At 64.4% G+C, this 15,360-nt stretch carries 15 protein-coding genes; 10 read left to right on the top strand and 5 right to left on the bottom strand.

Going from position 1 to position 15,360, the window contains the following annotated elements; genetic code table 11:
- Positions 1-41: 41 nt before the first annotated feature.
- Positions 42-647, bottom strand: a complete 606-nt coding sequence (locus tag BMX37_RS14815) for a Maf family protein (RefSeq protein ID WP_093666537.1) — start codon at positions 645-647, stop codon at positions 42-44.
- 2 nt (positions 648-649) lie between these two features.
- Entirely contained in the window at positions 650-1,480 is an 831-nt protein-coding gene (locus BMX37_RS14810; protein WP_093666616.1) for a pyruvate, water dikinase regulatory protein, read from the bottom strand.
- A 433-nt stretch (positions 1,481-1,913) separates the two neighbouring features.
- Between BMX37_RS14810 and hemE the strand changes: the two genes are divergently transcribed.
- The 10 genes from hemE (at position 1,914) to BMX37_RS14760 (ending at position 11,323) form a co-directional block, all read left to right on the top strand.
- Positions 1,914-2,879: a uroporphyrinogen decarboxylase gene (gene hemE / locus BMX37_RS14805; RefSeq protein WP_244501629.1), complete on the top strand. Its 966-nt coding sequence runs from the start codon at positions 1,914-1,916 to the stop codon at positions 2,877-2,879.
- The gene (locus BMX37_RS14800) at positions 2,876-3,325 is read left to right on the top strand and encodes a CopD family protein (protein ID WP_093666535.1); all 450 of its coding nucleotides are present in this window, start codon (positions 2,876-2,878) and stop codon (positions 3,323-3,325) included. Before hemE ends, BMX37_RS14800 begins: the two co-directional genes overlap by 4 nt.
- 177 nt (positions 3,326-3,502) lie before the next feature.
- A complete protein-coding gene (gene rho, locus BMX37_RS14795; RefSeq protein ID WP_093666534.1) occupies positions 3,503-4,759 on the top strand; it encodes a transcription termination factor Rho in 1,257 nt (418 codons plus the stop codon).
- A gap of 112 nt (positions 4,760-4,871) precedes the next feature.
- Entirely contained in the window at positions 4,872-5,582 is a 711-nt protein-coding gene (locus tag BMX37_RS14790; protein WP_093666533.1) for a TerC family protein, read from the top strand.
- Between the two features lie 33 nt (positions 5,583-5,615).
- Entirely contained in the window at positions 5,616-5,867 is a 252-nt protein-coding gene (locus BMX37_RS14785; RefSeq protein WP_093666532.1) for a DUF6489 family protein, read from the top strand.
- A 5-nt stretch (positions 5,868-5,872) separates the two neighbouring features.
- Positions 5,873-7,153, top strand: coding sequence for a tRNA uridine-5-carboxymethylaminomethyl(34) synthesis GTPase MnmE (mnmE, locus tag BMX37_RS14780; protein WP_093666531.1), 1,281 nt, complete (start codon positions 5,873-5,875; stop codon positions 7,151-7,153).
- A gap of 54 nt (positions 7,154-7,207) precedes the next feature.
- Positions 7,208-9,043, top strand: a complete 1,836-nt coding sequence (gene mnmG, locus BMX37_RS14775; RefSeq protein ID WP_093666530.1) for a tRNA uridine-5-carboxymethylaminomethyl(34) synthesis enzyme MnmG — start codon at positions 7,208-7,210, stop codon at positions 9,041-9,043.
- On the top strand, positions 9,040-9,654 hold the full coding sequence (locus BMX37_RS14770) for a 16S rRNA (guanine(527)-N(7))-methyltransferase RsmG (RefSeq protein WP_093666529.1): 615 nt from the start codon (positions 9,040-9,042) through the stop codon (positions 9,652-9,654). Before mnmG ends, BMX37_RS14770 begins: the two co-directional genes overlap by 4 nt.
- Positions 9,651-10,430, top strand: coding sequence for a ParA family protein (locus BMX37_RS14765; RefSeq protein WP_093666528.1), 780 nt, complete (start codon positions 9,651-9,653; stop codon positions 10,428-10,430). Before BMX37_RS14770 ends, BMX37_RS14765 begins: the two co-directional genes overlap by 4 nt.
- Positions 10,427-11,323 carry a ParB/RepB/Spo0J family partition protein gene (locus BMX37_RS14760; protein WP_093666527.1) on the top strand — a complete coding sequence of 299 codons (897 nt, stop codon included), beginning with the start codon at positions 10,427-10,429 and terminating at the stop codon, positions 11,321-11,323. The genes BMX37_RS14765 and BMX37_RS14760 overlap by 4 nt, the downstream gene beginning before the upstream one ends.
- A gap of 4 nt (positions 11,324-11,327) precedes the next feature.
- Here the strand turns inward: BMX37_RS14760 and holA are convergent, their stop codons facing one another.
- From holA to leuS, 3 genes are read right to left on the bottom strand one after another with little or no spacing between them, the layout of a single operon-like run.
- Positions 11,328-12,344 (bottom strand): DNA polymerase III subunit delta, encoded by a 1,017-nt coding sequence (holA, locus tag BMX37_RS14755; RefSeq protein WP_093666526.1) that lies wholly within the window; start codon positions 12,342-12,344, stop codon positions 11,328-11,330.
- A gap of 10 nt (positions 12,345-12,354) precedes the next feature.
- Complete coding sequence (gene lptE / locus BMX37_RS14750) at positions 12,355-12,849, bottom strand: LPS assembly lipoprotein LptE (protein ID WP_093666525.1); 495 nt, start codon at positions 12,847-12,849, stop codon at positions 12,355-12,357.
- Entirely contained in the window at positions 12,846-15,350 is a 2,505-nt protein-coding gene (gene leuS, locus BMX37_RS14745; protein WP_093666615.1) for a leucine--tRNA ligase, read from the bottom strand. The genes lptE and leuS overlap by 4 nt, the downstream gene beginning before the upstream one ends.
- Positions 15,351-15,360: the final 10 nt, after the last annotated feature.

The following is a 15,360-nucleotide window of genomic DNA, read 5'->3' as shown; positions in this document are numbered from 1 at the left end:
GCAACGCATGAAATTGCGAGGCTCTGCGCGCGGGGTGCCGGTCAGGCGGGCAGGACCGCACGGGTCCTGAGGAAATCCAGCACCGGCAGCAACGGCATGCCCAGCACGGTGAACTGGCTGCCCTCGATCCTGGAAAACAGCTGCACGCCCGGCCCCTCGATCCGATAACAGCCCACGCACCAGGATATGGCCGGCCATTCGACGTCCAGATAGCGATCGATGAAGCTGTAGGACAGCGGGCGCACATGCATGCGCGCCGCCTCCACGTGCCGCCACACGGGACGACCGTCCTCCGCGATCACCGCCGCGCTCCACAGCTCATGGCGCGTGCCGCTCATCCGGCGCAGATGGTCCGCCGCCTCCTCGCGGCTTTGCGGTTTGTCGAGCAGCGTGCCGTCGGCCAGTGCGACGACCGAGTCCGAACCCAGCACCAGCGCGCCCGGCCGGCGTGCCGACACCCGCAGCGCCTTCAGCTCCGCCAGGGCATCCGCCAGGTCGCGGGGCGAGGAACCGGCCAGCGACGCCTTGGCGGCATCCTCGTCCACGCCCGGCGATTCCGCGGAAAAAGGCACGCCCGCCGCGGTCAGCATCGCGCGCCGCGATGCGGAACCGCTCGCCAGGATCAGGCTCACACCGCCATCGGCCATGCTCATTCGTCGACCGGCATCACCGCTCCCTCACGCTGCTGGACAAGCGCGATCACGGCGGCGGCCGTTTCCTCGATCGAGCGGCGGGTGACGTCGATCACCGGCCATCCCCGATCGGCGAACATGCGCCGGGCGAAAGCGATCTCCCGCGTCACTGCGTCCTGTTCGACATAGCTGGTGTCGGGCATCTGGTTCAGCGACAACAGGCGGTTGCGGCGAATCTGGATCAGCCGGTCGGCGCTGGTCGTCAGCCCGACGACCAACGGCCGCTTCAACTGGAACAGGGCGGCTGGCGGCGGGCTTTCCACCACGATCGGGATGTTCGCGACCTTGTAGCCGCGATTGGCGAGATAGATCGACGTTGGGGTCTTCGACGACCGGGACACGCCGGCGAGCAGGATGTCCGCCTCCTCCCATTCCTCCGACGCGATGCCGTCGTCATGCGCGATGGTGAACTGGATGGCGTCGACACGCGCGAAATACGCGGCGTCGAGGACGTGCTGGCGCCCCGGTTTCGCCTTGCCCTGCTTGCCGAACAGCGCGGTCAGCGCATCGTTGAGCGGGTCCATCGGCGCGACCGTCGGCAGGCCTAGCGCGGCACAGCGTTGTTCCAGGACGCGGCGGGTGGTGGCGTTGACCAAGGTGAACATGACCAGCCCGGGTTTCAGCGCGATCTCCTGAAGGACGCGCTCCAGATGGGTTTCGGTGCGCACCATCGGCCAGAAATGTCGCACCGTCTCCACATCGTCGAACTGCGCCAACGCCGCCTTCGCGATCGTGTCCAGCGTTTCGCCGGTGGAATCGGAGACGAGGTGCAGGTGCAGGCGCGTCATCTGCATGCCACCACCGTCGCGGGCAGGGCAGGGGGGTCATCGATACCCGTTCGGGATGGTTCTGTGGATAACACGGGGACAAAGGCTAGCGTAACTGCGCATCCGGGCCAAGGCGGGGAGCGGCCGTGGAAAAGCAGCGAGTTGTCCACACCGCGCCCCACAGGGAACGCATTCGTCCACAGCCTGTGGATAACGGGGATGGCCATCGCGGAATCGCAGCGCTACCGGGGATGCGCGTCGGTCAAGCTGTGGGCGGAATCGGGATGGCCCGGCAATTCCCGCGTCGGGCTGTGCCAACAACTTCCACATCCTCTTTTGAATCTTCTTTAAAGGTAGAAGGGTGACCGAAAGCTCTCCGCTCCTCGTTTCGACGCGCAAACCCTTGCTCGCGGCCCTGCGCGGCGAGCGGCAGGCGGTGGCCCCGATCTGGCTGATGCGGCAGGCGGGGCGATACCTGCCCGAATATCGTGCACTGCGGGCAGAGAAGGGCGGTTTCCTGGCGCTGGCCACTGATCCCGAGGCGGCGGCGGAGGTGACGCTGCAGCCGATCCGCCGGTTCGGATTCGATGGTGCGATCCTGTTTTCCGACATCCTGATGGTGCCATGGGCGTTGGGGCAGGACCTGACGTTCGGCCCCGGCGAAGGACCCCGCTTGGCCCCGCGCGCCGACACGCGCGAGGCGATCGCGCGGCTGAGTCCGGTCGACTCCGCGCGCCTGGCACCGATCCATGAAACCGTCCGGCGTGTCGCGTCGGCGTTGCCGGACGGGGTGACGTTTCTCGGCTTTGCAGGCTCTCCCTGGACCGTCGCGACCTATATGATCGCGGGCCAGGGGTCGAAGGACCAGGCCGAGGCGCGTAGCCTGGCCTATGCCGATCCGGGCGCGATGGCGGCGCTGGTCGACCTGATCGTCGACGCCACCGTCACCTATCTGGCGGACCAGCACGCGGCGGGGGTCGAGGCGGTGCAGCTGTTCGACAGCTGGGCGGGATCGCTCAGCCCGGCACAGTTCGAGCGGTGGGTGATCGCACCCAATGCCGCCATCACTGCGCGGCTGAAGGCGCTGTGCCCCGATCTGGTGGTGATCGGCTTTCCCAAGGGAGCGGGGGGCAAGCTGCCCGCTTATGCGCGTGAAACGGGCGTGGATGCGGTCGGGCTGGACGAAACGGTCGATCCCGTCTGGGCGAACAGCGTGCTGCCCGCAGGCATGCCGGTGCAGGGCAATCTCGACCCGCTGGCGCTGATGGCGGGCGGCGAGGCGCTGGACGACGGCGTGGACCGCATCCTGGCTGCGTTCGCCGACCGTCCTCACGTGTTCAACCTGGGCCATGGCATCGGCCAGCATACGCCGATCGGCCATGTCGAGCGGCTGATCGACCGGGTGAGGAACGCGCGATGATCCAGATGATGGGCGCGTATTATCTGTGGCTGCTGGCCGCGCACATCGTGTTCGTCATCTTCTGGATGGCGGCGATGTTCATCCTGCCGCGGTATCTGATCCATCATCAGGAAGCCGTGATCGCCGGGCGGACGGACGAGGCGGCGGAGTGGGGCGCGCGCGAGACGAAGCTGCGCCACGTCATCATGACCCCCGCAATGACCATGGTCTGGCTGTTGGGGCTGACGCTCGCGTTCGTCGGCCAGCATTGGGGTGAGGGGTGGCTGCATGCGAAGCTGGTGCTGGTCGTGGCGCTGTCGGGTTATCACGGCTGGGCGGTGGGCTATGCCAGGCGTCTGGGGCGTGGGGAGGTGCGGCTGAGCGGGCGGACGCTCAGGATGCTGAACGAGCTCCCTGCGCTCGGCGTCGTGCTGATCGTCATCCTGGCGGTGGTGAAGCCTTTCTGACGCTTTCGTCGGCCGGACGTGCCGACGCGGCTTGACGGGGGTGGTCGTCGCCCCTAGGTCTTTGGCCCAGCGCAGCGGGCCGTCCGGCCGCCGCTGCCTCCTCTACAGCTTCGCTTTCGCCGCGTTATTTCGCCGATCGACGCTCCCCGACCATCTACCCCGCATTCGGAAATCTCCATGCATCTCAAGGACCTGAAGAAGAAGACGCCAGCCGAGCTGGTGCAGCTCGCCGAGGAAATCGGCGTCGAGGGCGCGTCCACGCTGCGCAAGCAGGACCTGCTGTTCGGCATCCTGAAGGTACAGGCGGAGCATGGCGACCAGATCATGGGGCTGGGCACGATCGAGGTCCTGTCCGACGGTTTCGGATTCCTCCGCTCGCCAGAGGCGAATTATCTCGCCGGCCCGGACGATATCTATGTGTCGCCCAACCAGGTACGCAAACACGGCCTGCGCACCGGTGACACGGTGGAAGGCGAGATCCGTGCGCCCAAGGATGGCGAGCGCTATTTCGCCCTGACGAAGCTGACCAGCGTCAATTTCGACGATCCGGACGCGGTGCGTCACCGGGTCAACTTCGACAACCTGACGCCGCTCTACCCGGAGGAGCGGCTGAAGCTGGAGATTGAGGATCCGACGATCAAGGACCGGACCGGCCGCGTCCTCGACGTCGTCGCGCCGCTCGGCAAGGGTCAGCGCTGTCTGATCGTCGCACCGCCCCGCGTCGGCAAGACGATCATGATGCAGAACATCGCCCGAGCGATCAGCCTCAACCATCCCGAGGTGTACCTGATCGTGCTGCTGATCGACGAACGGCCCGAAGAGGTCACGGACATGCAGCGTACGGTGAACGGCGAGGTGGTATCCTCCACCTTCGACGAGCCGGCGACCCGGCACGTGCAGGTCGCCGAGATGGTGATCGAGAAGGCCAAGCGTCTGGTCGAGCACAAGAAGGATGTTGTCATCCTGCTCGACAACATCACCCGCCTGGGCCGCGCTTACAACACGGTGGTGCCGTCTTCGGGTAAGGTGCTGACCGGCGGTGTCGACGCCAACGCGTTGCAGCGGCCGAAGCGCTTCTTCGGTGCGGCGCGCAACATCGAGGAGGGTGGGTCGCTGACCATCATCTCCACCTCGCTGATCGACACCGGCAGCCGCATGGACGAGGTGATCTTCGAGGAGTTCAAGGGCACCGGCAACGCCGAGATCGTGCTGGACCGCAAGGTGGCGGACAAGCGCGTGTTCCCGGCCATCGATATCGGCAAGTCCGGCACCCGCAAGGAGGAGCTGCTGGTCGAGAAGGGCAAGCTGTCCAAGATGTGGGTGCTGCGCCGTATCCTGATGCAGATGGGCACCACGGACGCGATGGAGTTCCTGATGGACAAGATGAAGGACTCCAAGACCAACGAGCAGTTCTTCGACTCGATGAACCAGTAACGCGGGCGGGCACCCGACTGGGTGCTGCCCCGGCGACCATCGCCGGTCGCGGTGATATGGTACGAACAGGCGTGGGCTTCGCTCGCGCCTGTTTTGTTGTAAGGCCGTGGCGATGCTGCCCACGATCCTCGCCGCTGCCGCCGCCACCATCCAGGGTCCCGGCTCTCTCGCGGACATCTGGCACAATATCCTGAACGACTTCTCGCACCTGACCGACCCGGCCGCACTGGCCGCGTTCGGATCGGTGCTGATGATCGATCTGGTGCTGGCGGGCGACAATGCGATCGTCGTTGGCGCGTTGGCGGCCGGGCTGCCTGCCGAACAGCGGCGTAAGGTCATCCTGTTGGGGATTGGCGCGGCGCTGGTCATGCGCATCCTGTTCGCCCTGGCGGTGACGTGGCTGATGGGGATCGTCGGCCTGATCTTCGCCGGGGGGCTGTTGCTCCTGTGGGTCAGCTGGAAGTTCTACCGCGAGATCCGAACCGGTGCCGGTGGCGAGGCGCAGAACCACGGCATCACCAGAACGCGAAGCTTTGCCGGGGCGGCCTGGGCCGTCGCGGTGGCCGATGTGTCGATGAGCCTGGACAATGTCCTGGCCGTCGCCGGGGCCGCGCGTGCCCATCCTGGCATCCTCGTCGTCGGCCTGCTCCTGTCCGTCGCCTTGATGGGGCTGGCCGCGAACCTGATCGCGCGCATCATCGATCGCTATCGCTGGATCGCCTATGTCGGGTTGGCGGTGATCCTGTTCGTCGCCGTGCGCATGATCTATGAGGGCTGGGTTGGGTCGGATGGAACCGTGGGGCTGTCGAGCCTGTTCGCCTGATCCCCCGACCGGAAGCGCTGTGGAGCTGGTGCCATGAAGGTGAACGTCGAGATCGAATGTACGCCCGAAGAGGCACGGCGCGCCATGGGCCTGCCCGATCTCACCCCGCTGCACGACCGATATGTCACGATGATGCTGGAAGCCATGTCGGGTGGATTCAAGCCCGAAACCATGGAGCAGCTGACCCGCAACTGGGGCCCCATGGGTGAAGCGAGCATGACCCTGTGGCAGAGGCTGGTCGAAACCGGCATGGGCAAGGCCGGAAGCGGCAAGACGACCGACTGACGCCGATGTCGACGATCTTTGCGGTGTCGAGCGGCCGGCCACCGGCGGCGATCGCTGTGCTGCGGGTCAGTGGACCGGATGCGCTGTCCGGTGTTTCCAGGCTAGCCGGAAGGTTGCCGCAGCCGCGACTGGCTGGTCTGCGGACCTTGCGTGCGCCGGATGGTGGCGTGTTGGACCAGGCGCTCGTGTTGGTCTTCCCCGGCCCGAACAGCGCGACTGGGGAGGATCTGGTCGAGCTTCACTGTCATGGCGGCCGCGCGGTCGTGATGGCGGTCGAGGCCGCCTTGGGTGAAATCGCCGGCTTCCGCCCGGCCGAGCCGGGTGAGTTCACGCGGCGTGCCCTGATGAACGGGCGCATAGATCTGGCGGAAGCCGAGGGGCTTGCCGATCTGCTCCAGGCGGAAACGGAGACACAGCGGGTTGTGGCGATGTCCGCTGTCGAGGGCCGCGTCAGCTCGGCAGTGCGCGGATGGATGCAGCGGATCAGTCTGTTGTCCGCGCGTATCGAGGCAATGCTGGACTTTGCCGACGAAGATGATGTGGCGGACGATGCGGAGCTCGTGCGACAGATCGGACGCGAGATGGCGGAGCTTGGCAATGAGATCGCACAAGCACTGGCATTGCCGAGCGTCGACCGGCTGCGCGACGGCATCAGGGTCGTTCTTGCCGGACCGCCCAACAGTGGCAAGTCGACGCTGCTAAATCTAATGAGCCAGCGGGAGGCTGCGATCGTATCTTCCATCGCGGGCACCACCCGCGATCGTATCGAGGCAGCCGTTACTCGGGGTGGGCTGCCGTTCGTACTGACGGACACCGCCGGCCTTACTTTCGAGACCGACGATCCTATCGAACGAATTGGCGTCACGCGCGCCGAAGAAGCGATCGCGAATGCGGATGTGTTGGTTTGGCTAGGTGACGACCAGCCTCCGAGGGTCGACGCGTTGTGGGTCCATGCCCGCGCCGACATGGAAGATCGTCACAACACTCCTACGGGACGCTCACTTATGATCCGGTCCGATCGGCTAAAGACGATCGACACGCTGTGGGATTTCGTGACCAAATTGGCGGAGGACCTCGTACCGGCTGTGGATCGCGTGGCGTTCAATGCGCGTCAGCGGGAGTGTCTGGAGCTTTGCCGACGCTCGCTTTCCGTCGAGTGGACGGACCCGCTGATTGGTGGTGAGCAACTCAGGAGGGCTGGAGGCGCTTTGGCTTCATTGCTTGGACTCAACGCAACCGAGGCGATGCTTGACGCCATGTTCGGCGCATTTTGCATTGGAAAGTGATGTTCCACGTGGAACAACTTTGACGTACGGTACCGCAGCTTCTAGCTGAGTTACATGGTCGACGTAGTAGTAATCGGGGGCGGTCACGCCGGCACGGAAGCTGCCGCCGCCGCAGCACGATGCGGTGCAAGAGTCACTCTCCTGACCTTCGCTAAGTCGCAGATCGGAGCTATGTCCTGTAACCCTGCTATAGGTGGACTCGGAAAAGGTCACATTGTTGCGGAGGTGGACGCGCTGGATGGGTTGATGGCGCGCGCCGCTGACCGCGCCGCGATCCACTATCGGCTTCTGAACAGGAGCAAAGGAGCGGCCGTTCGGGGTCCGCGCGTCCAAACTGATCGCGTCATCTATGCCGAAGCCATACGGGATTTGCTGGCTACGTACCCGAACCTGACCATCGTGGAAGGTGAAGCCGCGGAGTTGGCTGTCCGGGATGGGCGGATCGGTGGTGTCGTTTTGACCGATGGCTCACGTCTAGATGCCGCATCAGTGGTCATCGCGAGCGGCACGTTCCTTGGTGCTTGCATGTACCGAGGTGACCAAGTGGATGAAGGCGGCCGGGTTGGTGAGCGCTCTGCAACCCGCCTGGCTGACCAATTGAAGGCGCTGGGCCTGACGACAGCCCGATTGAAGACTGGGACCCCGCCTCGCCTTGATGGTGGCACCATCGACTGGGCGTCTTTGGATCGGCAGCCTAGTGATGAAGAGCTCTGGACCATGTCGCCTATGTCAGCAGGGCGCAGCCTGCCTCAGCTGTCCTGCGCCATCACGAGGACGAACACGCGCGTACATGATGTAGTCCGGGAGAATATTGGTCGGTCGCCGCTCTTTTCCGGCGCCTTGGATGCGCGCGGCCCTCGATACTGCCCCTCGTTCGAAGACAAGGTGGTCCGCTTTGGCGATCGGGATGGCCACCAGATTTTCCTCGAACCAGAGGGTCTGAGTACATCCCTGGTGTACCCAAATGGACTCTCGACATCTTTGCCGACCGAGGTCCAGCGGACGATCGTTAAGGCCATACCAGGGCTGGAAAAAGCCAGCATCGTGGTTCCGGGTTACGCAGTCGAGTATGATTATCTCGATCCGCGGCAGCTGAGTGCGACCTTGGAGGTGAATGCGATTCCCGGTCTGTTTCTGGCCGGCCAAGTCAATGGAACGACCGGGTATGAGGAAGCTGCCGGCCAGGGGTTGGTCGCGGGCTTGAACGCAGTAGCATCGTCAATGGGCGGCGAACCGATCATGCTCGATAGGGCCTCGAGCTATATCGGTGTCATGATCGACGACCTGACCTTGCAGGGAGTCACCGAGCCCTACCGCATGTTGACCGCGCGAGCGGAGTTTCGGCTGGCGTTGCGTGTCGATAACGCGGCGGAGCGTCTTAGCACCGTTGCCAAATGTGCAGGTTGCCTTACGTCCGCCAGAAAGGCGCTGCAAGATGCACGTGTCTCGCAACTCAACTCTCTAAAGACTGACCTTCAACAGACTATGACAGCGCGAGAGGTGCAAGACGCTGGCGTGGCCGTGAGTGGAGACGGAAGCCGGCGGACTATGTTGCAGTGGCTTGAACGTGATAGCCTGGAGATCGAGCAGCTTTCGCCGGACATTGCCCGCCGATACTCGAGGGACATCGTCGACACAGTGACGCAGGACGCGCGCTACGCACCGTATCTACTACGTCAGGCGGAGGAGGTCGAACGCCTTCGGCAGGATGAGGCTTTGATGCTTCCGGCCGGCTTGGATTACGGGCGAATACCAGGTTTATCGGCGGAGATGATTGAGCGGCTGGGACGTGCCGGACCTCCGTCACTCGGCGCGGCTTCTCGGGTGCAGGGCGTTACGCCCGCGGCGCTTTCCGCGATCTTACTCCATGTGCGTCGCAAGGCAGCATGACCGAGGATCAAGCGCAATCCTGGATTGAGGAACGATTTGGACAGGGCGTCCTCACTCAATGCCAGCGTCTCGTCCGTCTGATACTCGAAGAGAGCGAACGGCAGAACCTGATCTCCCCAGCTAGTCGAGAGCAGATATGGGCGAGGCACGTAGTCGACTCGCTTCAGCTTGCCCTGTTCTCGGAGCAAAGCGGCGCCTGGCTGGACGTCGGCACGGGCGGTGGATTCCCTGGAATGGTGGTCGCTCTGTGCCGGTCTGGGGACCGCACCGTATTGGTGGAGCCGCGTCGCAAGCGGGCAGACTTCCTCTCCGATATGGCCGGCAAGCTCGGCATCAGCGAGCGCGTTGTCGTTCATCAAAGCCGTGTTCAAGTCGTGCGCACCCAGGCCCGCTTCATATCTGCCCGGGCGGTCTCCGACATCGAGGCGTTGTTCGCGATGGCTCAACATTGTACGATCGCCGAAACACGATGGTTGCTCCCACGCGGGACATTGACCAGCTTGGAAATTGACGACCTCGCTGCACGATGGTCGTTCATGTTCCACGTGGAACAAAGTGTTTCGGACAGTCGATCGTCAATCGCGATTTTTGATCAGGTGAAACGCAAATGACCGTTATCGCCGTGGCGAACCAAAAGGGCGGGGTAGGGAAGACTACGACCGCCATCAATGTTGCGACAGCTTTAGCCGCGACCGGCCTCTCTGTCCTGCTGATCGACCTCGATCCGCAGGGTAATGCCTCCACCGGTCTTGGCGTAGCACCTTCGGCACGAAGCCAGTCCAGTTATGATCTGCTGGTTGGGAATGCTAGTTTAAGGCAGGTGGCAGTCGGCACCCGCGTTCCGAACCTGGATCTTGCCCCCGCAACAGTCGACCTTTCCGGTGCGGAAATTGAACTGGTCGAGTTCGAGCATCGCACCCACCGCCTTGCTCAGGCCCTGCAGGCTACGGACAGGCGGTGGGACGTCGTCATCATCGACTGTCCACCATCGCTCGGGCTGTTGACGATCAACGCAATGGTCGCTTCCGATTCATTGCTGGTGCCGCTGCAATGCGAGTTCTTCGCGTTGGAGGGCCTCTCGCAGCTCCTCAACACCGTCGAGCGCATTCGGACCCGCTTCAATCCTGGACTGTCGATCGCTGGCGTTGCGTTGACTATGTACGACCGTCGCAACCGGTTGACCGAGCAGGTTGCGACCGATGTGCGCGCCGTGCTCGGGCGAGTCGTGTTCGACACGGTAGTGCCCCGCAACGTCCGTCTGTCGGAAGCGCCCAGCCACGGGCTTCCGGCGCTAATCTACGACCATCGCTGTCCGGGGTCTGAAGCATACATCGCCTTGGCGAAAGAACTGATCCAACGTCTTCCCGTCGATACGAAGGCCGCATGACCGACATCCGTAAAGCGCGCCCAGGTCTGGGCCGGGGCCTCAGCGCGCTGCTGGGCGACATCGCGCAGGAGGCGCCCGTCGGCGCAGGACAGCAGGCGCCTGGCTTGCGTACATTGCCGGTTAGTTCGCTTGTTCCGCACCCAGGACAGCCGCGCCGTCAGTTCGACGAGGCGGCTTTGGATGAACTGGCGGGGTCGATCGCCGCGCGCGGATTGATCCAGCCGATCGTGGTCCGTCCACATGGGCGCGAGTTTCAGATCGTCGCGGGGGAGCGCCGCTGGCGTGCGGCGCAGCGAGCGCGCCTGCATGAAGTCCCGGTCGTCATTCGCGATCTGAACGACGCGGAGACCCTCGAGATCGCGCTGGTCGAGAACATCCAGCGTCAGGACCTGAACGCGATCGAAGAAGCGAAGGCCTATCAGAAGTTGTCTGCGGAGTTTGGCCACACGCAGGACGCCTTGGCCAAGATCGTGCAGAAGTCACGCAGCCATATCGCCAACCTGCTTCGTCTGCTGGAGCTGCCGGACGACGTACAGGCGCGGGTGATCGACGGCTCGCTGAGCATGGGGCACGCCCGTGCGCTGATCGGTGCTCCCGACGTCAGCAATCTTGCCGAGCAGGTCGTGGTGCGCGGGCTGTCGGTGCGCGACACCGAAAAGCTGACGCGTGAGCGCAAGGGTCGCCAGCCGGGGCCGACGGCATCCGCGTCCGGGTCAACCGCGGCTCCCCATCCGGATGCAGATATCGCGGCGCTGGAGCATCAACTCAGTGATCTGCTGGGGCTGTCGGTGCGGATCGCGCATGGCGCGGCTGGCGGCACACTGACGATCGCCTACTCGACGCTCGATCAGCTCGACATGGTGTGTCAGCGCCTGACTGGCGATACTATCTAAGGGCTCAGCGTCGAGCTATGCGGCGCGCCATATCGAGCATTGCGTTATACGCGATGATGTCGCCCGGGGTATGTGCGGCCATGATCGCGCGCTCGGCGGAACGCACTGCGTCCAGCGCAGCAGCAATTCGCCCAGCTGGCCAGTGAAGCAAACTCGCGCGAACCGCAGCCTCTTGCGTGAAGTGGACGCGATGCCGCTTCATCGCGGTGCCCACATCGCCACCACTGTCGCTTTCCCTCCGTAGGTCCGCCAGCATCATCAGCTTGCGCCCGATCGCGCGAAGCCAGGGAATGGCGGATTGCCCTGACTCTGCCAGTTGCACCAGCAGGTCGCCCGCGTCGGTCACGTGACCCATAGTGACCGCTGTTGCGAAGCTTTCAGCATCCGCGTCGGTTAGATCCGCGCCGATTGCATCTATCGCCGCGTGGTCGAGCGGCTTGGGACGATCAGGCGCGGCATCGAGAAAGAGGGCAAGCTTTTCAACTTCGCGCGCCATGACGGCACGATCGCCAGCACTCGCCTCCGCAATGCGACGGGCAACGCCATGGTCGGGCTGGAGGCCAGCCTGTTGGGCCAACTCGGTGACCAGTCGGTCGGCTTCGCCAGCGCTGGGCTCATAACAGGCGTGGGCCAGCGCCTGACGGGAGTCGATCGCCAGCTTGACGATCTTCGCGCTGGTCTTGACCGTTGGCGCGATGACGAGGACCGGGTTACCGGCCTGTTCGGCCGACAGGAGGAGCGCCAGAGCCTCAAGAATGTCTTCGCCCGCGCCTGATACACGGATGAAGCGCGTTTCCTCGAACAAGGACATGCTGGCGGCCTCATCGGCCAGCAAGGCAGGGGTAGAGCGCAACTGCGACGGGGAAATGTCGACGCGCTCGGCGCCGGTGCCCAATGTCTTGGCGAGCAGGTCGCCGTACAGTCTTGCGCCTGCCTCATCAGGACCATGCAACAGGAACAGGCGGATGTCGGGCGGCGGTGCGCTGAGTGCCGCCCGAAGTCGCGTGGCATCCGCCTTCATCGGCCGGCGCTCATTGCGATGGTTGGGGCTTGCCCGCAAACAGGGCCACGCGCCCGACGATCTTGTCTGCCAGGATGGTGGCCAGACGCTCCAATGCCGTATTCTCCGCCGCGATGGTGGCATATTCGGACTGCACGACGTCGATGCCGGCGTCGGCTCCCGCGGTCGCATCCACCAGCACCGCATTGTTCGTCGTATCGATCAGCTGATAGCGTGCGCGCAACGTCCGACGCTCGCGGCTTACCGAATCGTCGCGTCGGACACCGAAGCCGGCGATCTTGTCATCCAGCCGCACCGACAAGCGGTAGCGTGCACTGCCGCCGGTGTTGGCCAGCCGATCGCGCAAGGCGTTGGCGACAAGCCAGCCCCCCTTTCCCTCGATCGGAGCCACATCCACATCGGCCAGGGTCGTAGCGACGGCGCCGCCCGCCCCGCCGGCATAAAGCGGCTTCAAACCGCATCCGGCCAGCGCAAGTGGCAGGAACAGAGCCAGCGCCCGCTTCATGCGACCAAGTTCACGAGACGGTCGGGGACCACGATCACCTTTCGCGGCGTCTGACCGTCCAGCAGCCGGACGATCTTGTCCGACGCAAGTGCAGCCGCCTCGATCTCGGCCTTGGACTGTCCCTTTGGGAGCACCAGCGTGTCGCGAAGCTTGCCGTTGACCTGGATGGCGATCGTCACCTCATCCTCGACCAGCAGGGCTGGGTCGAAGGTGGGCCAGTCGGCGTCGGCGATCAGGCCCTCGCGCCCGATGGCGGCCCATGCCTCTTCGGCGAGATGCGGCACCATCGGGGCGACCAGCAGCATCGCCGCGCGGATGGCAGCGGTGCGGGAGGCGGAAGGCTGCGCACGCTCGATCGCGTTGACCAGCTCGTACAGTTTCGCGACCGCCTTGTTGAACTGCAGCGCCTCGATATCGGCACCCACGCCGGCGATCGTCTGGTGCAGCTTGCGGTCGAGCGGCACGTCGGACCCGGCCTCGCCCACAGCATCGCCATCGAACAGCCGCCAAAGCCGTTGCACGAAGCGCCACGACCCTTCGATGCCGTTCTCCGACCATTCCAGGTCGCGTTCCGGCGGGGAGTCGGACAGCATGAACCAGCGCACCGCGTCTGCGCCATATTGATCCACGATCGGTTCGGGATCGACCGTGTTCTTCTTGGACTTGGACATCTTCTCGACGCGGCCGATCGTCACCGGCAGGCCGGTCGCGGTTTCCTTGCCGTCCGTGACCTCGTCCGGGTTGAGCCAGCGGCCGTCGTCGGACCTGAAGGTGGCGTGCGTCACCATGCCCTGGGTGAACAGGCCGGCGAACGGTTCCGCCATGTCCAGCTTGCCGATATGCCTCAGCGCGCGGGTCCAGAAGCGGGCATAGAGCAGGTGCAGGATCGCATGCTCCACGCCGCCGATATATTGGCCGACCGGCAACCACTTCTCGGCCACGGAGCGATCAAAGGGCTTGTCGTCGGGCTGGCTGGCGAAGCGTATGAAATACCAGGACGAATCAACAAACGTATCGAGCGTGTCGGTTTCCCGCGCGGCGTCGCCACCACAGGAGGGGCAGGGGATATGCCTCCATGTCGGATGCCGATCCAGCGGATTGCCCGGGATATCGAAGCTGACATCCTCCGGCAGCACGACCGGCAATTGCTCGCGCGGCACCGGCACGGCACCACAGGCATCGCAATGGATGATCGGGATGGGGGTGCCCCAGTAACGCTGTCGGCTGACGCCCCAGTCGCGCAAACGATAGACGGTGGAGCCGCTGCCCCATCCCTCCGCCTCGGCGCGGGCGATCACCTGACCCTTCGCCTCGTCGACGGAAAGCCCGTCGAGGAAGCGGGAGTTCACGATGCGGCCGGGTCCGGTATAGGCGGTGTCGCCGGCGAAGACCGGATCGACCGTATCACCCTCCGCAACGACGCGGGTGACGTCCAGCGCGTATTTGCGCGCGAAATCGAGGTCGCGCTGGTCGTGGGCAGGCACGCCCATCACCGCGCCCGTGCCATAATCCATCAGCACGAAATTGGCGATGTAGACGGGCAGCGTCCAATCGGCGTCGAACGGATGCTGGACCGCATAGCCGGTGTCGAAGCCCAACTTTTCCTGCGTTTCCAGCTCGGCGGCGGTCGTGCCGCCTTCCTTGCACCGCTCGATAAACGCGGCGGCGTCGGGATCGCGGCTGGCGAGTTCCTGCGCCACCGGATGATCCGCGGCAATCGCAACGAAGCTGGCGCCGAAGATGGTGTCGGGGCGCGTCGAATAGACCTCGATCGGCTGATCGAGCGGGACCACCGGCGCGAAGCGGAAGGTCAAACCGCGGCTGCGGCCGATCCAGTTCTCCTGCATCAGCTTCACCTTGTCGGGCCAATGCGCCAGGTCGCCGAGGCCGTCGAGCAGCTCATCGGCGAAGTCGGTGATCTTCAGGAACCACTGATTCAACTTGCGCTTTTCGACGGTTGCGCCGGAACGCCAGCCCTTCCCGTCGATCACCTGTTCGTTGGCCAGCACGGTCATATCGACCGGGTCCCAATTGACCGAGGACTCCTTGCGGTACACCAGGCCGCCGGCGAACAGGTCGAGGAACAGTGCCTGTTCGTGGCCGTAATAATCCGGCTCGCACGTCGCCAGTTCGCGCGACCAGTCGAGCGCGAAGCCCAACCGCTTCAGCTGCGCCTTCATTGTGGCGATGTTGGCGCGGGTCCAGGTGCCGGGATGCACGCCCTTATCCATCGCGGCGTTTTCGGCGGGCATGCCGAACGCGTCCCAGCCCATCGGATGCAGCACCTCGTGCCCGGTCATCCGCCGGTAGCGCGCCAGCACATCGCCCATGGTGTAGTTGCGGACGTGTCCCATGTGGATCTTTCCCGACGGATAGGGAAACATTTCAAGGACATAGGCGTGCGGCTTGCCGCTGTCGTCGCGGGCGGCAAAGGTGCCGCGCTCATCCCAGATCGCCTGCCAGGCGGCGTCCGACTTGAGCGCGTTGTAACGTGAAGCCATGATGGTCAGG

Source organism: Sphingomonas gellani (assembly GCF_900110035.1).
Classification (GTDB): domain Bacteria; phylum Pseudomonadota; class Alphaproteobacteria; order Sphingomonadales; family Sphingomonadaceae; genus Sphingomonas; species Sphingomonas gellani.
The sequence above is the reverse complement of the archived record's forward strand: the minus strand, read 5'-3'. Positions and strand labels throughout refer to the sequence as shown.